Annotated in this window: 26 protein-coding genes and 1 riboswitch; of the genes, 19 read left to right on the top strand and 7 right to left on the bottom strand. The window is 35.0% G+C overall.

Features of this window, described 5'->3' with window-relative positions:
• Positions 1 to 46: 46 nt before the first annotated feature.
• Complete coding sequence (locus ACHZK0_RS16945) at positions 47 to 604, bottom strand: CatB-related O-acetyltransferase (protein WP_262741602.1); 558 nt, start codon at positions 602 to 604, stop codon at positions 47 to 49.
• A gap of 140 nt (positions 605 to 744) precedes the next feature.
• On the opposite strand from ACHZK0_RS16945, the gene ACHZK0_RS16940 reads away from it, so the two are divergent.
• The 8 genes from ACHZK0_RS16940 to ACHZK0_RS16905 all read left to right on the top strand — a co-directional run bounded on the left by ACHZK0_RS16940 (position 745) and on the right by ACHZK0_RS16905 (position 5,873).
• Positions 745 to 1,086 (top strand): ASCH domain-containing protein, encoded by a 342-nt coding sequence (locus tag ACHZK0_RS16940; RefSeq protein WP_395760731.1) that lies wholly within the window; start codon positions 745 to 747, stop codon positions 1,084 to 1,086.
• Complete coding sequence (locus ACHZK0_RS16935; protein ID WP_262741603.1) at positions 1,083 to 1,487, top strand: NUDIX hydrolase; 405 nt, start codon at positions 1,083 to 1,085, stop codon at positions 1,485 to 1,487. The genes ACHZK0_RS16940 and ACHZK0_RS16935 overlap by 4 nt, the downstream gene beginning before the upstream one ends.
• A 79-nt stretch (positions 1,488 to 1,566) precedes the next feature.
• Positions 1,567 to 2,187, top strand: a complete 621-nt coding sequence (locus ACHZK0_RS16930; protein ID WP_048560369.1) for an acetate uptake transporter — start codon at positions 1,567 to 1,569, stop codon at positions 2,185 to 2,187.
• A gap of 142 nt (positions 2,188 to 2,329) precedes the next feature.
• Positions 2,330 to 2,773, top strand: a complete 444-nt coding sequence (locus ACHZK0_RS16925; protein WP_001062768.1) for a flavodoxin — start codon at positions 2,330 to 2,332, stop codon at positions 2,771 to 2,773.
• A 16-nt stretch (positions 2,774 to 2,789) separates the two neighbouring features.
• Entirely contained in the window at positions 2,790 to 3,689 is a 900-nt protein-coding gene (locus ACHZK0_RS16920) for a WD40/YVTN/BNR-like repeat-containing protein (protein ID WP_270606678.1), read from the top strand.
• A gap of 216 nt (positions 3,690 to 3,905) precedes the next feature.
• Positions 3,906 to 4,106 carry a cold shock-like protein CspB gene (gene cspB, locus ACHZK0_RS16915; RefSeq protein ID WP_001179148.1) on the top strand — a complete coding sequence of 67 codons (201 nt, stop codon included), beginning with the start codon at positions 3,906 to 3,908 and terminating at the stop codon, positions 4,104 to 4,106.
• Positions 4,107 to 4,300: 194 nt separating this feature from the next.
• Complete coding sequence (locus ACHZK0_RS16910) at positions 4,301 to 5,146, top strand: exonuclease (RefSeq protein WP_262741605.1); 846 nt, start codon at positions 4,301 to 4,303, stop codon at positions 5,144 to 5,146.
• A 379-nt stretch (positions 5,147 to 5,525) separates the two neighbouring features.
• Positions 5,526 to 5,873 carry a hypothetical protein gene (locus ACHZK0_RS16905; RefSeq protein ID WP_395760730.1) on the top strand — a complete coding sequence of 116 codons (348 nt, stop codon included), beginning with the start codon at positions 5,526 to 5,528 and terminating at the stop codon, positions 5,871 to 5,873.
• A 401-nt stretch (positions 5,874 to 6,274) separates the two neighbouring features.
• On the opposite strand, the gene ACHZK0_RS16900 is transcribed toward ACHZK0_RS16905, so the two are convergent.
• Together ACHZK0_RS16900 and ACHZK0_RS16895 are read right to left on the bottom strand one after the other, a co-directional pair.
• Positions 6,275 to 7,366 carry a DUF3900 domain-containing protein gene (locus ACHZK0_RS16900; protein ID WP_395760729.1) on the bottom strand — a complete coding sequence of 364 codons (1,092 nt, stop codon included), beginning with the start codon at positions 7,364 to 7,366 and terminating at the stop codon, positions 6,275 to 6,277.
• A gap of 116 nt (positions 7,367 to 7,482) precedes the next feature.
• Positions 7,483 to 7,809, bottom strand: a complete 327-nt coding sequence (locus ACHZK0_RS16895; RefSeq protein ID WP_141435038.1) for a hypothetical protein — start codon at positions 7,807 to 7,809, stop codon at positions 7,483 to 7,485.
• 378 nt (positions 7,810 to 8,187) lie between these two features.
• On the opposite strand from ACHZK0_RS16895, the gene ACHZK0_RS16890 reads away from it, so the two are divergent.
• The 5 genes from ACHZK0_RS16890 to ACHZK0_RS16870 all read left to right on the top strand — a co-directional run bounded on the left by ACHZK0_RS16890 (position 8,188) and on the right by ACHZK0_RS16870 (position 12,743).
• Positions 8,188 to 9,099, top strand: a complete 912-nt coding sequence (locus ACHZK0_RS16890; RefSeq protein WP_073515839.1) for a VanW family protein — start codon at positions 8,188 to 8,190, stop codon at positions 9,097 to 9,099.
• Between the two features lie 231 nt (positions 9,100 to 9,330).
• Positions 9,331 to 9,437: riboswitch (SAM riboswitch) on the top strand.
• 70 nt (positions 9,438 to 9,507) lie between these two features.
• The gene (locus ACHZK0_RS16885) at positions 9,508 to 10,176 is read left to right on the top strand and encodes an amino acid ABC transporter permease (RefSeq protein ID WP_073515838.1); all 669 of its coding nucleotides are present in this window, start codon (positions 9,508 to 9,510) and stop codon (positions 10,174 to 10,176) included.
• Between the two features lie 19 nt (positions 10,177 to 10,195).
• Positions 10,196 to 10,957, top strand: a complete 762-nt coding sequence (locus ACHZK0_RS16880) for an amino acid ABC transporter ATP-binding protein (protein WP_262741608.1) — start codon at positions 10,196 to 10,198, stop codon at positions 10,955 to 10,957.
• Between the two features lie 11 nt (positions 10,958 to 10,968).
• Positions 10,969 to 11,760, top strand: a complete 792-nt coding sequence (locus ACHZK0_RS16875) for an amino acid ABC transporter substrate-binding protein (protein ID WP_395760728.1) — start codon at positions 10,969 to 10,971, stop codon at positions 11,758 to 11,760.
• 74 nt (positions 11,761 to 11,834) lie between these two features.
• Positions 11,835 to 12,743, top strand: coding sequence for a VOC family protein (locus ACHZK0_RS16870; RefSeq protein ID WP_262741610.1), 909 nt, complete (start codon positions 11,835 to 11,837; stop codon positions 12,741 to 12,743).
• Positions 12,744 to 12,764: 21 nt separating this feature from the next.
• Here the strand turns inward: ACHZK0_RS16870 and ACHZK0_RS16865 are convergent, their stop codons facing one another.
• Both ACHZK0_RS16865 and ACHZK0_RS16860 read right to left on the bottom strand, forming a co-directional pair.
• Positions 12,765 to 13,682 carry a GNAT family acetyltransferase gene (locus ACHZK0_RS16865; protein WP_395760727.1) on the bottom strand — a complete coding sequence of 306 codons (918 nt, stop codon included), beginning with the start codon at positions 13,680 to 13,682 and terminating at the stop codon, positions 12,765 to 12,767.
• The gene (locus ACHZK0_RS16860; protein ID WP_262741612.1) at positions 13,679 to 14,197 is read right to left on the bottom strand and encodes a GNAT family N-acetyltransferase; all 519 of its coding nucleotides are present in this window, start codon (positions 14,195 to 14,197) and stop codon (positions 13,679 to 13,681) included. The genes ACHZK0_RS16865 and ACHZK0_RS16860 overlap by 4 nt, the downstream gene beginning before the upstream one ends.
• A 302-nt stretch (positions 14,198 to 14,499) precedes the next feature.
• Here ACHZK0_RS16860 and ACHZK0_RS16855 point away from each other — a divergent pair, with 302 nt between their 5' ends.
• Complete coding sequence (locus ACHZK0_RS16855) at positions 14,500 to 15,177, top strand: MgtC/SapB family protein (RefSeq protein ID WP_097819537.1); 678 nt, start codon at positions 14,500 to 14,502, stop codon at positions 15,175 to 15,177.
• Positions 15,178 to 15,380: 203 nt separating this feature from the next.
• Positions 15,381 to 18,296, top strand: a complete 2,916-nt coding sequence (gene colA / locus ACHZK0_RS16850; RefSeq protein ID WP_262741613.1) for a collagenase ColA — start codon at positions 15,381 to 15,383, stop codon at positions 18,294 to 18,296.
• 51 nt (positions 18,297 to 18,347) lie between these two features.
• Here the strand turns inward: colA and ACHZK0_RS16845 are convergent, their stop codons facing one another.
• Together ACHZK0_RS16845 and ACHZK0_RS16840 are read right to left on the bottom strand one after the other, a co-directional pair.
• Positions 18,348 to 18,554 carry a hypothetical protein gene (locus ACHZK0_RS16845; protein WP_270607512.1) on the bottom strand — a complete coding sequence of 69 codons (207 nt, stop codon included), beginning with the start codon at positions 18,552 to 18,554 and terminating at the stop codon, positions 18,348 to 18,350.
• 169 nt (positions 18,555 to 18,723) lie between these two features.
• The gene (locus tag ACHZK0_RS16840; protein ID WP_395760726.1) at positions 18,724 to 19,227 is read right to left on the bottom strand and encodes a GNAT family N-acetyltransferase; all 504 of its coding nucleotides are present in this window, start codon (positions 19,225 to 19,227) and stop codon (positions 18,724 to 18,726) included.
• A 255-nt stretch (positions 19,228 to 19,482) separates the two neighbouring features.
• Between ACHZK0_RS16840 and ACHZK0_RS16835 the strand changes: the two genes are divergently transcribed.
• The 4 genes from ACHZK0_RS16835 (at position 19,483) to ACHZK0_RS16820 (ending at position 22,778) form a co-directional block, all read left to right on the top strand.
• Positions 19,483 to 19,881, top strand: coding sequence for a DUF2871 family protein (locus ACHZK0_RS16835; RefSeq protein ID WP_000737904.1), 399 nt, complete (start codon positions 19,483 to 19,485; stop codon positions 19,879 to 19,881).
• Between the two features lie 172 nt (positions 19,882 to 20,053).
• The gene (locus ACHZK0_RS16830; RefSeq protein WP_270607516.1) at positions 20,054 to 21,445 is read left to right on the top strand and encodes an FAD-binding oxidoreductase; all 1,392 of its coding nucleotides are present in this window, start codon (positions 20,054 to 20,056) and stop codon (positions 21,443 to 21,445) included.
• 4 nt (positions 21,446 to 21,449) lie between these two features.
• Positions 21,450 to 22,418, top strand: a complete 969-nt coding sequence (locus tag ACHZK0_RS16825; RefSeq protein WP_395760725.1) for a bile acid:sodium symporter family protein — start codon at positions 21,450 to 21,452, stop codon at positions 22,416 to 22,418.
• Between the two features lie 12 nt (positions 22,419 to 22,430).
• Positions 22,431 to 22,778, top strand: a complete 348-nt coding sequence (locus tag ACHZK0_RS16820; protein WP_270607520.1) for a DUF4260 domain-containing protein — start codon at positions 22,431 to 22,433, stop codon at positions 22,776 to 22,778.
• The last annotated feature ends 23 nt before the right edge of the window (positions 22,779 to 22,801 follow it).

The raw sequence follows: 22,801 nt of genomic DNA, 5'->3' as shown, positions 1-22,801 counted from the left end.
AAAAGAGCATCCTAAAAGAATAGGATGCTCTTTTTATGTGTATTGATCATATAGATTCATTTTCGGGCGAGGTAAAAAATTCGTTAATTTTGTTGGAAAGTAGAAATGGAATGGCTCCTTTTATAACAGAAATATCCCAGTCCCACCATGCGAGATTTTCTAGTTTTTCAATGATTTCCTGTGGGAAACGATATCGAACAAATTTTGCAGGATTACCAGCTACAATTGCATATGGAGGTACGTCTTTTGTAACTACACTCTTTGCGCCGATAATGGCCCCGTTACCAATCGTAACACCAGATAAAACGCAGGATTGATAACCAATCCATACATCGTTGCCGACTACGATATCACCTTTTGAAGAAGGGTGACCAGTAATATGTGCTCCTTCATCAAAAAGTGCGTTAAATGGATAAGTCGTTATCCAGTCCGCGCGATGTTCACCACCAAGTATGAAAACGACTTCTTCTCCTAATGAGCAAAACTTACCTATTTTTAATTTTGTTTCATCATTCCAAGAAAAAATAGTTGGCCCTACTTTACTATAAGTATAATCACCAATATCATATTTATTATATTCAGGTTTTTGATTTAAATATAACATAACGAATTTAGCATCCTCTCTAAAGCAAGTAATGGATATGGAACATTATATGCAGTTTGGAATAAGTCGAACTGTGTTGTATGAATTGGTAATGCACAAATATAGTAGTAGACGCAACGAATAAAAAAGGAGTGGAATGAATGATATACGAAATGAAGTTATATAATAAACCTTTTCAATCAATTCAATCAGGAAAAAAAGTATATGAAGTACGTTTATATGATGCAAAACGTCAGCCTATAAAACAAGGAGATCATATTGTATTTACGAACCTTACGACAGCAGCAACGATGACTGTAAAAGTAACGGAAATAAAACGATACGAAAGCTTTAAAGCAATGTACGAACAAATTGATAACAAATTATGGGGTTGTGAAAATGATAGTTTAGAGGAAATGTTAGAAAGTACATATAAAATATATACGAAAGAACAAGAACAAAAGTGGGGAACAGTTGCGATTGGTATTGAGGTAATAAAATGACAAGAAATCGCGGCGCGGCTATCATTGTGCAGGAAGGGAAAATTGCTCTTATAAAACGTATCCGAGAAAATGAAACGTACTATGTTTTTCCAGGCGGAGGAATTGAAAAAGGAGAAACACCTGAAGAAGCAACGAAGCGAGAGGTTTATGAAGAATTAGGGGTACATATAGAAGTGGATCATCTTATTGCGAAGGTGGAGTATAAGGGTACGGAGTATTATTTTAATGCCCATATTACTGATGGGATTTTCGGAAGTGGTAAAGCTGAGGAATTCGAGCTGAAAGATAGAGGAATTTATATTCCGTTGTGGTTGCCGATACACGAGTTGGAAAAAGTGAATATAAAACCGTATGAAGTGGTCGGAAGTATATTCAATCATTATAAAAAAAATAAGGTCTGACAACATACAAAAAAAACCATTGACATAGTCTTCTGATTTAAGTATTGTATTCGAGTATGTTTATAATCAGGAGGTTTATATGAGCAGTCAAACAACTACACATCATGTGAAAATGACAACAGCGGATCCATCTGGAATTGGACTATTTGGATTAGCGATGGTAACACTTGTAGCATCATCTCAAAAGTTAGGCTTAACAGATGGCGTTTCACTTGTATTACCATGGGCAATCTTTTTAGGAGGATTCGCACAAATCTTTGCGTGCATTCACGATGCAAAGCATAACAATACGTTCGGTACAACAGCATTCGGTGCATACGGCCTATTTTGGTTAGGTGTTGGAATGACTTGGTTAATTCAACTTGGAGTATTTGGCGAAAAATTAGCACAAGCTGCAGATTCAAAACAGCTTGGTGTAGCCTTTATTGGATATTTGATTTTCACAATCTTTATGACAATTGGTGCAATGGAAACACATAAAGTATTATTTATGATTTTCGTCCTTATTGATTTCTTATTTATTGGTCTTTCATTAAGTACTTTAGGTGTTATGCCGCATGCAATGCATAATTTAGCAGCGTATTCTGAACTATGTATTTCATTATTATCTTTCTATGGTTCAGCAGCAGCAGTGTTAAATACACACTTCGGAAAAGTTGTTTTACCAGTTGGAAAGCCGTTTGGTATTTTTAAAAAGTAATAAAAAAGCACAGATGATTGTATAGTCATCTGTGCTTTTTTGTATGAAGTAAACGGAAATAATAAAAAATATAATTGAAATTGATTCTCATTATTAATATAATGAGAATGAGAATCATTTATTGTAAGAGGGGGATGCCGAAGTGGCGAAAATTTTAATAGCTTATGCAAGTATGTCAGGAAATACAGAGAGTATTGCTGATTTAATTAAAGTTAGTTTAGATGCTTTTGATCATGAAGTAGTATTACAAGAAATGGAAGGCATGGATGCAGAAGAATTGTTAGTCTATGATGGAATTATTTTAGGATCTTATACGTGGGGCGATGGTGAGCTACCATTTGAAGCGGAAGATTTCCATGATGACTTAGATAATATAGATTTATCAGGGAAAAAAGTAGCGGTATTCGGATCAGGAGATACGGCGTATGAACTGTTTTGTGAAGCGGTAACGATATTTGAAGAGAAACTTGTAGAACGCGGTGCAGAGCTTGTACAAGAAGGGTTGAAAATTGAACTAGCTCCAGAAGATGAAGAGGATGTTGAAAAATGCAGTAATTTTGCAATTGCATTTGCTGAGAAGTTCTAAGAATGGGAGTGTCAACGTGGAGACAATGCTAAGTGCGACCGCTATCACAAAGTTAAGAGATGGAAAACTTATGTTAGCTACTACATACAATGGCTTATTTATTGAACAAGACGGAGAATGGAAACAAATTTTAAATGGTTTTCAAAAACGAATTAGGGATTTACATAGCGAGGATAATGTAGTGTATGGTGTAGGGGACGAAGGGATTTTTATTCGTAGTATGAATGGTGGAGAGAACTGGACGGTGCAGCGTTTTCCAACAAAAGCAACGAGTTGGAATGTGTGTAGTAATGTACAAGGAACTGTCATTGCTCATGGAGATAAAACGTTGTATCATTCGAATGATTTTGGTTCGACATGGGAAACCATTCATCCATTTCTTGAGTATGGTGGCGAGGCACCATCTATTCGATCGTTATTTTTATATAAACATTACTTATTTATCGGTACGAAAATACATGCTAAATATGGTGGTGTTTGGCTCTTTAATTTGGAGACACGTAAATTAAAGAGGATTAAGGTCGTGATGAATCAGATGATCTCAGCGTTGACTTTACACAATTCTTATATAGTAGCAGCCAGTGGGTCGTGCAAGGGGAGTAGCGGGAATATTTCTTTTTGTAAAATAGATGAAAGTATTGATAGTGAAAAAATATATTGGCACACATGTCAAAGTGAGCAGAAAGCAAGTAGCTATTTAGCCTTAAGTGTAGATCAACATGTGCTATATACAACGTCAACGCAAAATAAGGCGGGGATTAGTACGGTTTGTCGTGTACTCCTAGAAGAAGGACTTGTTACAGTATGTGACTCAGTTAAAGGGCATGGCTGGCGCATCGTTAACCAAAAAGAGGGCTATGTTGTAGCTGGATCAGGTGAATCAAAAGCAATGCATCGGAAGAAAAAAGTTATATAGCAAAAAAAACTTTGCTTTTATTATAGTGATATGATATATTATATCTAAACCATTTTACTTTTAATAATATAGAGATTTAAATGAGCTGTAACTTCCGAGGAGGATAGCAATGTTAAATCTCCTCTGGGGTTGCAGTTTTTTAATGTCTGAAGTATTATTGTAAAGTGGTTGAAAATGAATATGTACATATAGGTACATTGTAGGAGGATTTTTTAAATGCAAAACGGTAAAGTAAAATGGTTTAACTCAGAAAAAGGTTTCGGTTTCATCGAAGTTGAAGGCGGAGAAGACGTATTCGTTCATTTCTCAGCTATCCAAGGCGACGGCTTCAAAACTTTAGAAGAAGGTCAAGAAGTTACTTTCGAAGTAGAACAAGGTAACCGTGGACCTCAAGCTACAAACGTTAACAAGAAGTAATTATGGAAAAAAGAAGGGCTTGCCCTTCTTTTTTTTTGCATTTTTTATTGAATAGCCTCCCATGTACATAGCATAATGAGATTGAATTTTCGTTTTTTAGACGAAGTATTTCATGCATAAAGTGCATGAATGAATAAATAAATACTGAAAATAGAGTATGTGTGTGAAAAGGAATGTAGAAAGAGGTAAATAAATTGGAAAACGCTACACATTTTATTGTGTTTGATATAGAGAGAAATTTTAGGCCGTATAAATCAGAAGATCCGTCAGAGATAGTTGATATCGGAGCTGTAAAAATAGAAGTAAGTACAATGAAGATAATTGGAGAATTTTCAGAGTTAGTAAAACCGAGTGCACGTCTTACTCGGCATACGACAAAATTAACGGGAATTACAAAGGAAGATTTAATTGGTGTGGAGAAATTCCCGCAAATTATAGAGAAATTTATTCAGTTTATCGGAGAAGACTCTCTATTTGTTTCGTGGGGAAGAGAAGATTATCGTTTTCTATCTCATGATTGTACGTTACACGGTGTAGAATGCCCATGTATGGAAAAAGAGAGGAAATTTGATTTACAGAAATTTGTTTTCCAAGCGTATGAAGAACTATTTGAGCATACACCAAGTTTACAATTTGCAGTAGAACAGCTCGGTTTAACATGGGAAGGGAAGCAACACCGAGCTTTAGCAGATGCTGAAAATACAGCCAAGATACTTCTTAAAGTATATAGCGAGAGAGATATTTATAAACGGTACAAAAGGCATGGTGAACTTGAACTTGTAGAGAACGGAAAACTAACAGAAAAAGCGAAAAAAAAGATGCGAAAATGGGTATTTAAAGAATTGAGAAAAAATACAGAGCGTCCTTTCGTTTGGAGTACATTTGAAAGTAGTGACACGTGGGAAAATATAACGGAAAGATACTATATAAGTGAATCTACAATAGAACGATTGAAAAAGCATTTTCCTACGGCGGTTAGAAAGGCGGAAAGGCAGATTAGGCAATTGGCTGAGATGGAGGAGAATGTAGAGGTTAAATGACATTCTCCTCTACTTCTATCTACATAAATTTTACATTATTGTGTTGAGGGATAAATAAAGTATTCATATTAAATAGGAATGGATTTGTTGGAATTGGGCCGTTATAATTGCTTTGAAAATTAAGATATGGTAAAAAATCGAAATATATTAATAAGAACTCATAGTAATGAAAGAGGGTAGGGTTAAATGGAAGCAACCTTTAACATTTTAACCGTTTTAGTTTTTGGGATAATATTTACTACACTATTAGCACTAATTACACTTCCTTTTATAGCCCCAAAAAAGAATTGGAAAACGCTTAATATATCTTTAAATCATGGTGTAATAAAGATTAAAATCGAAGAGTAAGGTAAGAGTTTTATATAAGGGAGTTGTGATAATGATAGACTTGGATATCAAAGACGTCAACGTACAGATGGAATTAAATGGAGTCTTTTGGAATGAGGATGGGATTGCTGAAATGACCGTGACTACAAAAGAAGAGCATTCTATTCTTCTTCGCCTAGTAGTTGACTTAGAAAGTAAAACTATTAGGGCGACGAGTGCCGAAATAGTGAATGGATTCTGCCCTCTGTGTAAACAGAAAAGGGACGAGTGTAGTGAACTGAATGACTTACAAAACAAAATGGATATTTTAGAAGAAGCTTACGATTGGGTAAGAGAGCATCCAGAATATCGTTTTCAATTATCTTTTTACGAGTACAATAAATTTGAGGTAGTAAAGTGAAATTTTCATTTTAAACACATACATAGTGACTACTCTAATGGAAAAACGCTTGTACAACAAAGGAAGGAATCTACTAGATTCCGCAACAAATGTCATCTTGAGTTAAAAAAATTAAAAAATAAGTATATATTGTTATAAAACAGAGCAACCGATTCTTAGTAGAATCGGTTTTTTTATAAATATCAACTATGCCCCAAATAAAAGAGCGCTTGTTAACAGCGCTCAGGAAAAATAGTTATATGGAAGCATTTATCCCGCATTAACGGGCAGTAAGACCCCCCATCTTAAAATTCAGCTGAAGCAACGAAGTTAGGTGGGGGATCAACTGCCCGTAAAAGCCCAATTGGTTCAACTAATAATCAGTGGGGATAAACAAAACTCCTACTGATTCAAGTTTCACTTTATTCAATCCCGTTCGGGTCATAAGAATACTGCTGCTTATTCTCAATCCGTTCAATCACATCTTGCAACTCATCCGGCTTCAGAAACTCAATTGGAGAGAAGCCTTTCTCAAACGTAAGTGTATCAGCCTCAATCATTAATACGTATCGGTCATTTACCTTTGCGATATGTATTTGATCCCCGAAATCAGCGAGCAGGGCCTTTACAGAGATATGGTCTGCTTTTAGCTTTAATTCCACTTCAGGAGCATGCTCGACGATTTGAGCTGTAGCTTCCATTACTTCTTCGGTTGAAAATTGTTCCATAATTTCACGTTTCGGACTAGCAGCCCATACTTCCATCGCTTGGTCGAATTGTTCGCGTTCTTCCGTACCTTCTTCAAATACATCTTCAATTTGGTCGTATACCATGTCCATTACTTGTGTTTTCATAATTTCAGGCATAGAGCGTTCATACTCGACGAACTTTAAGAAGTCTTCAAAGTAGCGGGCGTGTGATGCTTGGTGTATTTTTAGTTCGCCAGGCTCCACCATACCTTCTTCAGGCATGTACGGATATTGGATAGATTTCATGTTTTTTGTTGTTATGGCCATTTCAACGTTACGAATCAGTGTAGATTCATCTGAAATTGAAGCAACTTTCGGTTCAAAGTCACATTTCATAACGAAAACGAATGGATCATCAAAGTATTTGCGTAGTTTTGCTTGCGCAATTAGAAATACACCACCGCGTACAGCACTTGTGTCAAGATATGTATAAACGAGAGGTTCGCTCATATCTTTGAAGTTTTCTTTAGTTTCTGCAAAGCGAATGCGATTAAATAGGTTGTAATGAGGGTTTGAATCAAGTTCGTGTCCTTCTTCTACAATGAAGCGACCGATCTTTGTCGGAGCTTGTTCTGTTTTCGCATGACGTTCTACTTTTCGCTTTGAAATTTTTAATAATTCACCATTCAAAAATTCTTTTAAGGAGCTATCTTCATATTCTTCAGCGTCTAATGTTTGAAAATGTTTGTAACGTTTATCAACAGCTTCACCTTTTCCTTCTACTTGTACAACATAAAAAGAAAGATAATTTATTTCAAAATCCATATTTATCACCTTGTTTCATTTCATTAACTCTTATCAGTATAGAGATGGAAAAAACTTTCGTCAATTTATATAAGGAAGGGGGGGCCCCTTCCTTCACATATTTTTTATCTTTGAAATTAAAATCCGTCTTCTAATGCTGAAAATGGAATGTTCAGTCTGTTTTCTACTGTACGTAAACGTTGGTTTAAGCGGTTTAATCTACGTGTATGACGCTCAACCGTGTTTTCTAATTGACGTACTCTTTGCTCAAGCTCATTTACTCGTCTTTCTAGTTGACGGTTTCCAGTACCAGGAAAAGAGATTGGAAGTTGGAATTGTCGATTTTGATCATATGGATTAACTTGTTCTTCTGGATCTATATATTGTTGGTATTGTGCCTGTAAATCATATTGAGGCTGATAACCATGTTGGTTATATGGATCGTATGGATTGTAGGGGTACATAAAAACATCCTCCATTTCTTTTAAATAGGTTAATTCACCATAATGTATGTGTAAAAGCGGAGTGTGGCACGGCAAATACCTATTTATGTTTACAGGATGTTTCTTTGGAAATAAGAATATGGAGTTTTTACATTTGTATTTCGTTTGTTTTATGGTATATACTGGATAATATAATGAGGTTACATAAAGGTTACAATTCAATCAAACTCAAACTTTTGTGTAAATATGTATAGACATTTGGAAAAGAAAAGGGTAATTTATATAGAGTAAAAAATAACTTGTAACAATTTATAAATATATTGTAAAATGATTGTAACAAAACATACATAAAAATGAAATAATACATAAAAGTAATATTGGGAAAAAGGGGAGAGTATATTGTTCCGTAAAGTAAAGGGTATATTAGTTGGGGTGTTATGTGTAGCTATAGTGAGTGGCTGTGGTGCAAAAGTAAGTGATGTTGCATTAGTAAGCGATATTGGTGGCCACACGGTAGAGGCTAAAGCAGAGGTACAGGATTCTATTAGTTTAGTTGATGGTCGAACTGGTACGGAAGTAAAAAAGCTAGATTTATCAAGTCTAGGTTATTTTGAAGACGAAGCAAAATTTAAAAAATCGGTAGAGAAGGTTGCTAAGGAAGTTGGTAAAAACGTTGACAAAAAGATGGTTCCTTCACGTTTAGCACCTGATGGAAGTTGGCAAGAAGGAAAGCCTTCTTTTGAATTAATGGAAAAAGAGTTAGTAAATAAATTATTAAACGTTGGTATGTGGGATTCTTCATATCAGTTACCTATTGTTGAGAAAAAACCTACCGCAACATTAAATGATGCACAAGGGAGTGGCACGGTAATTGGAAGATATGAAACGAATTTAGGTGGCTCAACAGGTGGTCGTATTGAGAATATTCGTTTGTCAGCAGCGAGCATAAATGGAGTTGTATTAGCAAAAGGAGACAGTTTCTCTTTCAATGCATTAATTGGTGATACAACGCCGGATAAAGGGTATCAACTAGGAAAAGAAATTGTAGATGGTAAATTAGTAGATGGATATGGTGGCGGTGTTTGTCAAACATCATCAACTTTATACAATGCAGCAGATCAAGCTGGTTTGAAAATGGTAGAGAGAACGACACATTCTAAAACGGTTGGTTACGTTCCACAAGGAAGAGATGCTACAATTGCATATCCATACTTAGATTTAGTATTTGAAAACACGAATGATGCACCTGTGAAGCTTTATATGGGCATTCAGGGTGGAAAGTTAGTTGCTGAAGTACATAAAATGAAATAATAATCTATAAAAAATAAAACCATTATTTCTATGTTTAATAGAAGTAATGGTTTTTTGGCGTTTATCTCGTATTAATAGAACCGCTCAAGATTTAGTATACGTGAAGAAATTTGTAGGAAGAAAATATATTATAAAAGGTAATGGGTTTAATTCTTAGTTTTCCTATTGACATTATAGATGATTAACTGTATTCTTCATAATAACAATAAAAAATGGAAAAATTTATTAGTTTTCTTATCGAGAGAGATGGAGGGACTGGCCCGGTGAAATCTCAGCAACAGACTATAAAAGTACTGTGCTAATTCCAGCAAACGTATAATGCGTTTGGAAGATGGGGGGGAAATGGATTAACATTCAACTCTTCTTATATGTGTAAGAAGAGTTTTTTGTTTAGAGAGGGGGGATAAAATGAAGTTTGATGTAGCATATTTTTTTGAAAGTTTTCCGCAATTATTTAAGTATGTATACATAACTTTAGGGATTACTGTAGTTTCAATGCTTATTTCCTTTGTTATAGGCGTCGGTTTGGCTATTGTAACAAAGAATAAAACAAAATTTTTATATCCTATTGCAAGGGTGTATATTTCTTTCTTTAGAGGAACGCCGTTATTAGTTCAATTGTTTGTATTGTATTTTGGATTACCACAAATATTTCCGACATTTACAGTGCTTACAGCAATGCAAGCAACTTTAATTGGCCTAAGTTTAAATAATGCTGCGTATTTATCAGAAATTATTCGAGGTTCATTAAATGCTGTGGAATCGGGGCAAATGGATGCTTGTTTATCAGTCGGGATGACCAAGGCGCAAGCGATGCGACAAATTATTTTTCCGCAAGCTATTCGTGTAGCGGTACCGTCACTTGGAAATAATTTTGTTGGATTGTTAAAAGAATCTTCGTTATCTTTTGCTCTTGGTGTGGCTGAAATTTTAGCGCAAGCGAAAATGCTAGCGGCACAATCGTATCGTTATATGGAAAGTTATTTAGCGGTAGCGATTGTATATTGGATTATTACAATCGTAATTAGTTGGGGACAGAAAAAGTTAGAAAAGAAACTTGATGCACCATATTTGTAATAGAAATGAGGTGATATATGTGATTGAGATAAGAGGTTTGTATAAGTCTTATAAACATAATGAAGTATTAAAAGGAATTTCACTTACTGTAAATAAAGGAGAAGTCGTAGTCATTATCGGGCCTTCTGGTTCTGGAAAATCAACATTATTAAGATGTTTAAACTTATTAGAACAGCCGAATGATGGCAGTATTAGAATTGAAGATTTAGAGATTCATACGAAAAAACTTTATAAAAAAGAAATAATACAATTACGTCAAAAAACGGCTATGGTTTTTCAAAATTATAATTTATTTAAAAATAAAACAGCATTGCAAAATATTACAACAGCATTAACGGTTGTACAGAAAAAAAGTGAAGAAGAGGCAAAGGGAATAGCGAGAGAAATATTAAAGCAAGTAGGCTTAGCTGATAAAGAAAGTTTTTATCCAACAATGTTATCAGGAGGACAACAGCAAAGGGTAGGGATTGCTAGGGCAATGGCTTTAAATCCGGCGGTTTTATTGTTTGATGAACCGACTTCTGCACTTGATCCAGAATTGGTGAATGAGGTACTACAAGTTATTAAAGATTTGGCAAGACAGCATATAACAATGGTTGTTGTTACACATGAAATGAATTTTGCAAAAGACGTGGCAGATCGCGTTATTTTTATGGCTGATGGAATTATTATAGAGCAGGGGACGCCGAAAGAGATTTTCCGAAACCCACAAAATGAACGTACGAAAAAGTTTTTACGGCAATTAAATGCTTCTGAAGAGGGCAATCACTTCGTTATTTAGGAGGAAGAGTTATGAGAAAATCGTCATTATTATTAACACTAGCATTAACTTTATCAGTTGGAGTTTTGTCTGCTTGCGGTTCGGACACAGCAAGTAACAAGAAAGATGAAAAAGTAGTGAAAGTTGGGACTTCTGCAGGGCGTAGTCCATTTATATTTAAAGAAGGCGAGAACGTAAAAGGTTTTGATGCTGAAATTATTGAAGCGGCTGCTAAAAAAGCTGGGTATAAAGTAGAATGGAATGTTTCTGATTTTGAGGGGTTATTCGGTTTATTAGATTCAGGTCGTATTGATACAATTGCAAATGAACTATCAGTTTCTCCGGAAAGGAAAAAGAAATATGATTTTTCAATTCCATACGTGTACTCAGGATCTGTTTTTGCGGTGAAGAAAGATAACCATACAATTAAATCGTTAGAAGATCTAAAAGGTAAGACTGTAGGTGTTGGACTTGGTACAGCAGGAGAGCAGGAGTTAAAAGCATTAAATAAAAATAATGCTTTTACAATTAAAACATTCTCAGAAGATCCGACAGCCGAATTAAATGAAGTAGGACTTGGTCGTGTCGATGCTTATTATAATGATAAAGTTCAAGTAGAAACGACAATTACAAAAGCAAAACTAGATAATATTAAAATTGGATTTGGCCCACTTGAATGGGGAGAGATTGCATTTCCATTTGCTAAAAAGAGCGAAAAGTTGGAAAATATAAATGAAGCATTAAAAGAGTTAGAGCAAGATGGCACATTAAGTGAGATATCGAAAAAATGGCTAAAAGTTGATGCTACGAAAAAACAAAATTAAGGTGTGTTCGTTGAATGGTGCTATCACCTATCAACTAATATAAAAAATAAAGGGAAATAGAGAGGGAGTTATTCATGATACAAATTCATCCGCAAACACGTATTGGCCATGTTGAATTTAAAGTGCAAGATTTAGAGCGCCAAATTGCTTTTTATGAGAGTGTAGTAGGCCTAGAAGTAATTAAACAAGAGGGGAATAAAGCATATTTATCAGGACAAGGTGGAAAGAACACGTTACTTGTTCTTGAAAAGTTAGAGGATGGGGTACTGCAAGAGCCACGTACGACTGGTATATATCATGTAGCCTTTTTAGTTCCGACTCGTGAAGCCTTTGCTTCGGCTTTATTTGGGGTGATTCGTAACAAGAATGTAATTGATAGCCCAGCTGAACAAGAAGGGCGTTATACATATTCTAATGAAATTTTACCAATCTCAAGGTTTAATAGTGCAAGTGATCATACGTATAGCGAAGCGTTTTATTTACAAGATTTAGAGGGAAATGGTATTGAAATTTACGCAGACCGTCCGCGTGATCAATGGGGAGAAGGACCAGGAGGAAGTACGCCGCTAGATTTAAAAGAACTGGCAACACTCGTTGATTATGAGGCTGATGGATTACCTGCTAATACTGTCGTTGGGCACGTACATTTACGAATAGCTGATGTAGAGAAGTCACATGAGTTTTATGTAGAGACAGTAGGATTTGAAGTGCAACAACGCGAAGATGACTGCTTATTCATTTCAGCAGGAGGATATCATCACCATATAGGTGCAAATACGTGGAACGGCGTAAATAATCCACACCCACCCGCACATGCAACTGGACTTAAAGTGTATACAATTGTATTACCGCATAAAGAAGCGTTAGATGAAGTGAAAGAAAGATTAATAGAAAAACAACATAAAATAAACGAAAATACAAACGGATTTACAGTAGTGGATCCTAGCGGTATTACAGTGCAGTTTGAAATAGAAGCAGAATAAAAGAAGTCGGAAGGTGTATAATCACTTTCCGGCTTCTTTTTGATATGTAATCCAAGTAGCACAAGGATTGAAAGGAAAGGATTTTAATATTTCCATTGCATGTATACTCGTTGAATCGAATTCACCTTGAATGAAAGAATAACCGTGTTTACTTGCATACATAGCTTGTTTGAAAACGAGAAGTTTCAGTAAGGATAAATTTTCTGTAGTGTGAGTCCCGCCCCATCCTAGTTCTACTGTAGTATCCTTTTCTGATGTATGGAGGAAAGAGTACGCAATAATTTCATTCTCTTCATCTATTATTACAAAGCTCCCATTTAGTAATGCGTCATCAGCTAAGATCTGTTCTTTCCAAGCTTTGAGCGGGAATGAGGCAACCGGATTTGCTAAGTGAGTATCCTCATAATTCGTTTTTACTAAGTGAGCTAGCTTTTCAAAGAAGCTATTATTGGACAAGATGTTTGATAAGCTTTGTACATCATAATTTGAATGAAGCATTGTATCGATAGGGATGATTTTTTGTACGTCTAGTATTGGCATATAAGTTCTTCGGATTTCCGTAAAATTATGTTCTTCATAATAGGCTTTTAAATGAGCAGATGTTTCCCATATAGAGGTTTGTAATGGTAATTCGAAGTTTTCTCGTTTTAGAATCTCGTTTAATAAAAATTGTTCTATGTGTAGCTCTGAATAGAAAGGGTTCGTATATATTCGAAAGTATGTGCAGTATGGATGGAAGCTACTGCTCCAGGTGAAAAAGATGCCTACTACATCTTTTTTATAGCAGGCAACATACGCACATTTTGTTTTACTATCTCGTAATAAGTTAAATAGATAAGAGTCTTCATTATATAAATCAATAAGTAGTTTTACTTTTAGCTCGTTACTTCTACTATATTTCTCTATAATAAGATTATTTTCATTGGATGACTTTTTCATAGCTCAATCCAAAACCTTCTTACTACATTTCCATCTTCTTCAGTGAAATCATCATCACGAAGTCCACCGTTATGTAAAATTGTTTTTTCAGAAGCAGTATTCACTTCGTCGCAAACGACAAGTACTTTCTCGATGTTTAATTCCTTCGTTTTTTCTAGCGATAATTCTAATAACTTCGTAGCATAACCTTTTCTTCTTTCAGAAGGGCGAATGCCATAACCAATATGACCTCCAGCGTTAAATAAATGTTCGGTTAAACTATGACGTATATTAACAGCCCCTACAATTTTATTTTCATCTGTGACGAGCCAATATGTAGAGTCTGGTACCCAAGATTCAGGAAGATTTATGCCGTTATGCGCATCGTGAAGTTCTTGAATCATTGCCGTGAAATTAGATGGATCTTTTGAGATAACCCATGGAATCATCGTTTCACCACTATTTTTCCATTCTTTATAAAAATCTAAGTATTCTTCTTGTAAATCGGTAGTAGGTGTTAGTAAAGAGACGTTCATTGTTGGTAATCCCCTTTATTTATGTAGTATTTTAAAAAATTATGATACAAAATGAAAGCGTTTTCTAAACTTTCTCAACCTCATTTTATGCAATCCATATCTCGTTTTTAAATGGAAAGTACAGTTTATGATTTTTCGTATAAAAAGTAGGTTGAATTCAATTTATGTTAATATTAAAAATATTAACATAAATCACCTGGGATATTAAGTGTATTTTAATGAAATGCTTTTATATCGATAAATAGATGTGTGTGATAATTTTTGTTTTATCTATCTATAATGAACGAAAGGGGGAAGGACTCGTGAGTGTAGATGTTGATCTAATTATACGAATCGGTGTTGCGGGTTTGTTAGGAGCAATAATTGGTATTGAAAGGGAAATTCGATCAAAAGAGGCGGGATTAAAAACACATTTCCTAGTAGCGGTAGGAAGTGCTTTAATAATGGTCGTTTCAAAATATGCCTTTTCAGATATTATGAATGAGGAACATATGGCTCTTGATCCGAGCCGTATTGCAGCGCAAGTTGTTAGTGGTGTAGGGTTTTTAGGTGCAGGTACAATTATTATACAAAAGCAGGCGGTGAAAGGATTAACGACAGCAGCTGGTCTATGGGCTACAGCCGGAATTGGATTAGCAATTGGTGCTGGCATGTATGTAGTAGGGATTGGAGCGACGATTCTCGTTTTAATTGGTTTAGAGATTGTGAGTCGTATTTTTAAGGTGCAATTTTTATTTCCGCAAAATATAACAGTGCAAATGTGTATAAATAAACATGAAGCGGTACAACAAATAGTAGAAACACTACAAGTGAAAGGTATTCCAATACTTTCATATGAAGTAGAAGCTTTACAGCAAGGTACAGAAATAGTTTATAAGGTAGGGATGCAGCTGAAAAATATATCGTCAGAAGAAAAGAATGAATTTATTCAGCATATGCAAACATTACCGGAAGTTACGTTTATAAAGTTAAAATCATAGCGTTGAAAACGAGGATAGATGTAGCAGGAATTTCGCTATTATCTATCTTTTTTTGATATAAAATTCACATAAAGTCAAGTGTTAATTTTGCTAGGCATGGATACGTGTGTGAACGTTCCCTTATTTTTTCTCAATACAGAATAAAAAGTAAGAATAGTAAAATAATGGTGCGGGACACTAAAAAATGTAAGGTAGGGGAGAGCATGAAAGGCTATTCAAAAAAAGTGTTAGTAGGGGTAAGTTTTGCTAGTTTAATGTTAGGGAGTTTCCAAGGGAGCACATTGGCAGAAAGTACAAAGGGAGAGCAAGTTTCTTATCGGAATGTGCTCAAAATGGAGCCAGTTGGTGTACAATTACCAGTGCAAGAATTAGCTCATTCATCAAAAGTGCTTGAAAATAAGTCTTTTGAGAAAAGGCTACAATTTGCTGATTTGTCGCAAAGACCGCCTGAAGTGAAAAAAGAAAGTAAGCAATTAGCTGCAGCGAAAACTTATACAATTGCTGAATTAAATCAATTAAGCAATCAGCAGTTAGTAGATTTACTTGTAACAATTGATTGGGAGCAAATTACGGGTCTATTTCAATTTAATAAGGATAGCCTTGCATTCTATCAAAATGATAGTAGGATGCAGGCAATTATTGATAAATTGAGGCAGCAAGGACAAGCCTATACGAAGGATGATTCAAAAGGGATTGAAACTTTAGTAGAGGTATTACGATCAGGATTTTATTTAGGATTTTATCATACAGAATTAAGTAAACTAAATGAGCGGAGCTATCATGATAAATGCTTGCCTGCATTAAAAACGATTGCGAATAACTCGAATTTCAAACTCGGTACGTTAGAACAAAATAGAGTTGTATCATCATACGGAAAATTAATAGGAAATGCTTCGAGTGATGTGGAAACGATAACATCAGCTGCAAAGATTTTTAAACAATATAACGATAATTTTTCTACATTGGTAGAAAATCTTTCAGCTGGAAATGCGATTTACGATATTATGCAAGGTGTGGATTACGACATTCAATCGTATTTGTACGATACGAGAAAGGCACCGAAAGATACAGTATGGTACCAAAAAATTGATAGCTATATTAATGAATTAAGTCGTTTTGCCTTAATTGGAACGGTGACGGCGAAGAATGGTTGGTTAATTAATAATGGTATTTATTATACGGGTAGACTTGGTACGTTCCATAGTACAGGAACGAAAGGATTGCAAGTTGTAACAGACGCGATGAAAATGTATCCGTATTTAGGAGAGCAATATTTCGTAGCGGCTGAGCAAATCGCGACGAATTATGGCGGGAAAGATGCAAATGGAAATGTTGTTAATTTAGATCAAATACGAGAAGATGGGAAGAAAAAATATTTGCCGAAAACGTACACGTTTGATGATGGTGCAATTGTTTTAAAAGCTGGAGATAAAGTGACAGAAGAAAAAGTAAAACGTCTATATTGGGCGGCAAAAGAAGTGAAGGCACAATTCCATCGTACGGTTGAAAGTGATCAACCTTTAGAAAAAGGAAATCCTGATGATGTATTAACGATGGTTATTTATAATAGTCCAGCTGAGTATCAATTTAATCGTCAATTATACGGATATGAAACGAATAACGGTGGCCTTTATATAGAAGGAACAGGTACGTTCTTTACTTATGAGCGTACGCCAGAAGAAAGTATTTATAGTTTAGAAGAATTGTTCCGACACGAGTTCACGCATTACTTGCAGGGTAGATATGAAGTACCAGGACTTTGGGGACAAGGTAAGATGTATGAGAATGAGAGACTATCTTGGTTTGAAGAAGGGAATGCGGAGTTTTTTGCAGGGGCAACGAGAACAGATAATGTTGTACCGAGAAAGAGTATTATAGGAGGGATATCTTCAAATCCAGCAGAACGTTATACGGCAGAGCGAACGTTAAATGCAAAGTATGGAACTTGGGATTTCTATAATTATTCCTTCGCTTTACAATCTTACATGTACAATAAGAGATATGATATGTTTGACAAAATTCATGATCTTATTAGAAAAAATGATGTAACAGCATATGATGCATACCGTTCTGCTTTAAGTAAAGATGCGAATTTAAATAAAGAGTATCAAGATTATATGCAAATGTTAGTCGATAACCGTGAGAAATATAATGTTCCATTAGTATCAAATGATTATTTAGCAACTCATGCACCAAAACCAGTTTCAGATATTGCGGCAGAAATTACAGCAGAAGCAAAATTAAGTAATGTATCAGTTAAGAAAAATAAATCACAGTTCTTTAATACATTTACACTACAAGGAACGTATACAGGTACTACTGCAAAAGGGGAATATGAAGACTGGAAAACAATTACACAAAACGTGAATGATACGTTAAAACGTTTAAGTGCAAAAGAATGGACAGGCTATAAAACAGTAACAGCGTATTTTGTAAATTATCGTGTGAATGCATCTGGACAATTTGAATATGATGTTGTATTCCACGGTATTAATACAGAAGAAGGTGCTGTGAATAAAGCACCAGTTGCGGTTATAAATGGTCCATATAGCGGAAATATAAATGAAGCAATTTCGTTTAAAAGCGATGGATCAAAAGATGAAGATGGAAAAATTGTTGCTTATAAATGGGAGTTTGGTGATGGTACTGTAAGTAATGAACAAAATCCGACTCACGTGTATACAAAAGAAGGAACATATACGGCAAAATTAACAGTAACAGATGACAAAGGATTAACAAATACGGTTACAACGAATGTAATGGTTCAAAAGAAAGAAGATAACAGTGTAGAAAAAGAGCCAAATAACTCATTCCAGACAGCGAATAAATTGCAATTAAATCAAGTTTTACGTGCTAGTTTAGGAAATGGTGACACGAGTGATTATTTTGAAATTAATATAGAAACGGCGAAAAACCTACAAATTAATGTAACGAAGGAAAATAATATCGGAGTAAACTGGGTTCTTTATTCAGAAGCAGATTTAAATAATTATGTTACGTATGCCCAGCAAGAAGGGAATAAGCTAGTAGGAAGTTACTACACGTATCCAGGAAAATATTATTTGCATGTGTATCAGTATGGCGGTGGAACAGGGAATTATACGGTAGAAGTGAAATAGTAAAAAGGTCGCCGTGAGTGGCGACCTTTTTTTATGCGTTATACAAAAATTTCAAATGAAATTTATAAAAGCTTGATAGGCGATACCAATGGAAAATACGGTAGCTACCATATGTGCAGTCCATTTAGGCATATTTAATTTCAATACTGTATTGTACAAGATTCCATATACGATACAAATGATTAATATAAATGCAATGAATTGAAGAACTAGAAAAAATAGTGGTTGTTCTAAAGAATTAATATCATGTTGTTCCATTTATTCTCACTTCCTTTATTTAATATATTAATATAATTTATTCGCAAGTGGAAGATTTATTTCTATAAAGTACCAAAAATGTGATGTGAAAGGTATATTGGTAATTACAAGAATTGATGCAAACTATAGTATAACGCGTAAAAAAGGTCGCCATGAATGGCGACCTTTTTTACACGTTATACCCAAATAACTTTAAATCTTCTCCAGAGTCTGAAACTATCTTTTCGAACTGCAATCCTATTTTTTCTAAAAGCTTTCCTGAATTGATGTTATCGATAGTAGTAATTGCTACAATTCGTTTCAGACCGAGCTTTTGTACACCGTAGTCTATTACAGCAGAAGCGGATTCAAAGCCATACCCTTTTGAACGGAATTTCTCTAAAAAGGCAAAGCCGATATCAACATCTTTTAATGAATCTCTTTTAATAAGACCGCACATACCAAGTGGAGTGAAATCTTCTTTTCGCTCTACTAAGTAAAGACCAAAGCCCATTTTATTATACATATCAACTGGTCCATTTAAGATGTATTTTTTTGCATCGTCTAAGTTTTTAATCCTTTTATCACCAATAAACTGAATCCATGCAGGATCGTTTACTAATTCAAGAATAAATGGAGCGTCTTTTATATGAAACCAGCGAAGAACGAGTCGTTCAGTTTCAAGAACTATCAATCCATTGCACCACCTTTAACATTTATAATAATTAGTATGGATTGCCTAATACGAAATCGCAACATATTTTAATAGAGTCCTGCTTGTTCACATAAAGTTCGTTTGTTTTGTATAAAGAGATATTTTATAATTAGGATTGATTGTAAAGAGTGAGATGCTTATACAATAACTCCTAGGTAACTAGGAGTTTTTACTATATAACTATCATTATTACTAAATATGACACACTACACATTCTACTCAAGGAGGTACATAATGAAAAAATTATATAATGCATCGTTTACGTATTTGATTATCGGTTTATTATCCGGAATTTTCGCTAGGGAGTATGGAAAGTATAAGGGGATTGTAGGATCTACTTTGTTAAATCTTTTGCATACACATACACTTGTACTTGGCTTTTTCTTCTTTTTAATTGCTTTAGGATTAGCAAAAGTATTCGCGTTTCATGAAGCGAAAAGTTTTAATAAGTGGTTTGTTGTACATAATATCGCATTAATTTTAATGTTAGGTTCATTGGCTGCAAGAGGGCTTCTTCAGCTAAATGGAGCGGACTTTAAAGGGTTAACTTATATTGTTGGGTTTTCTCATTCATTGATGGCAGTTACTTTAATTTGGTTTATGCTGTTAATAAAGAAGTCATTTAAAATATAGTTTTCTAGAAAAGAACTTGCAATAGTTATTGCAAGTTCTTTTTGTTTATTCGACAGTAGGAATCAAATTTTATATGTATAAAACTTGAATTATTTAATTTTTCGGATTATTATGTATGAAATAAGTTAACATATTTTGTAATTCGAATTTATAGGAAGTAGGCGAGTATACGATGGAAATAACGGTAGAGCGTTTAGTAAATGAATTAAAGGGTGTACTTCCCGAAGATCGAGTAGTTGTAAATACGACAGTAAGAGAGTTACATAGTAAAGATGAATCTTATCATGCTAGTAGTTTACCTGATGTAGTAGTTTTTCCGAAAACGACTGAAGAGGTTAGTAGATTAATGAAAGTAGCGAGTGAGCATAAAAAACCTGTCGTTCCTTTTGGGGTAGGTTCTAGCTTAGAAGGACATGTCATTCCATATGAAAAAGGAATTACAATGGATTTTTCGCTTATGAATAAAATACTCGAAATAAGAGAGAAAGATTTTCTAGTGAAAGTACAGCCGGGAGTGACTCGCTCTCAACTTAATAAAGAATTGAAAAAGTATGGATTATTTTTTAGTGTAGACCCAGGAGCAGATGCAACGTTAGGTGGAATGGCTGCCACAAATGCGAGCGGAACGACAGCGGTTAAATACGGGGTAATGCGTGATCAAGTTCGTGATTTAGAAGTCGTTCTTGCTGATGGGGAAGTAATACATACGGGAAATTTAGCAGCGAAGTCATCATCAGGTTACCACTTAAATGGTGTTTTCGTAGGATCAGAAGGGACACTCGGATGCTTTACAGAGTTAACATTAAAAGTATATGGCATACCAGAACATGTTATGGCTGCGAGAGCATCGTTTTCAACTATAAATGATGCAGTAGAAGCTGTTATTAATATACTACAAGCGGGTATTCCAATTGCGAGAATTGAACTTGTAGATGAATTATCTATGAAACAAGTAAATCATTATAATGAAACAAGTTACAGAGAAGAACCTACACTGTTTTTAGAATTTCATGGCAATGAAGCTGGGCTAAAGCAAGATATTGAATTCACGAAGGAAATTGTTTTTGATCATAAATGTAAAGAAGTTGCTTTTGAAACGGAAACTGCGGCGAGAAATAAATTATGGGATGCACGGCATAATCTAGCATACTCTTACGTTCATAGCTATCCTGGTAAAAAGCTTATGAGTACAGACGTATGTGTACCAATTTCAGAATTAGCTGGCGCAATCCAACATGCGAAAGAGACGTTAGATAAAGTAGGCCTTGTTGGCGGTATTCTTGGTCATGTAGGAGACGGGAATTTCCACGTGCTCTTAATGATAGATCCAAACGATAAAGAAGAAGTGGAAAAGGGCGACGAAATAAATGAAAGTATCGTTTTATATGCTCTTAAACGAGGTGGGACGTGTACGGGAGAACATGGCGTTGGAATCGGAAAACGGAAGTACCAAGAAGAAGAACATGGGGCGGCATTACTCGTAATGGAAAAAATAAAGAAAGCTCTTGATCCGCAAAATATTTTGAATCCGAATAAAGTTTTTCAGTTGAAGGATAGGGGATGATGGGGTGAAAGTACTAGAAGCGATAAGTAATATAGCTGGAAAGTATTTTGCATTTTGGGTTATTTGTATTGCAGCAATTGCATATTTCATTCCTGGACCATTTCTCGGGTTAACTAGTTACATAACAATTTTACTCGGGGTTGTAATGTTTGGGATGGGATTAACATTAAAGGCTGTTGATTTTAAAATCATTGCTACAAAACCATTGCCAGTTATTATCGGTGTATGTGCTCAGTTTATTATTATGCCACTTGTCGCATACGTAATAGCCTACGTTATGAATCTGCCAGCTGAATTAGCAGCTGGATTAGTGTTACTCGGTTCGGTACCCGGTGGCACTGCATCAAATGTTATGGTTTATTTAGCAAAAGGGAACTTAGCGTTGTCTATTGCAATGACGTCATTATCAACGTTACTAGCACCGATTGCTACACCTCTTATTTTATTATTACTTGCAGGACAATGGATGCCAGTAAATGCTATGTCTATGTTTCTTTCTATCGTACAAGTCATTATCCTACCTATTATTTTAGGATTAGTAGTGAAGAAGTTTTTCCCTACAACTGTTACGAAAGGAATGACTGTTATCCCTTTAATATCAGTTGTAGCAATTATCATTATAGTTTCTGCAGTTGTTTCAGCCAATGTAAGTAGCATTACTTCTTCAGGCCTTCTCATCTTTATTGCAGTTATGCTCCATAATGCATTTGGCTTTTTACTCGGATATATAACAGCGTTCGTACTTGGGCTAGACGAAGGGACAAGAAGAGCTATTTCAATAGAAGTAGGAATGCAAAATTCAGGATTAGGTGTTGCGCTGGCAACAGCACATTTTGGACCAGCAGCTGCACTTCCAAGTGTATTAGCAGCAGTATGGCATAATATTGCAGGGCCGATTTTAGCAACCATCTGGTCAAAAAATGCAAAGAATACTTTTAGTGATGAAAATGTATCGGTAAATATAGAAAAATAGGAATGATGAGTAATGCAAAAACGTATTGTACATATTGAAGGGCTTGTTGTTTTGTTAGCTGCAATTTATTTGTATTCAATATATGAATTTAGTTGGATTATATTTTTTGTATTCCTTTTAGCTCCGGATTTATCAATGTTGGCGTATGGGATAAATAATCATGTAGGTGCTAAAATTTATAATATTTTTCACACATATAATATATCGATAGTAATAGCTATCATAGGTGTATATTTTAAGGTAGATACCGTTATAATGATTGGCTTAATATGGACAGCGCATATTGGAATGGATCGAATGTTTGGATATGGACTAAAATATGAGACGGATTTTAAGGATACTCATATTCAGAGGTTATAATTGTTTTTGAGGAGAAGGATACG

It is taken from the genome of Bacillus sp. 3G2 (assembly GCF_044324725.1).
Classification (GTDB): Bacteria; Bacillota; Bacilli; order Bacillales; family Bacillaceae_G; genus Bacillus_A; species Bacillus_A mobilis.
Note: the sequence above shows the minus strand (reverse complement) of the source record. Positions and strands in the feature narration are given on the sequence as shown.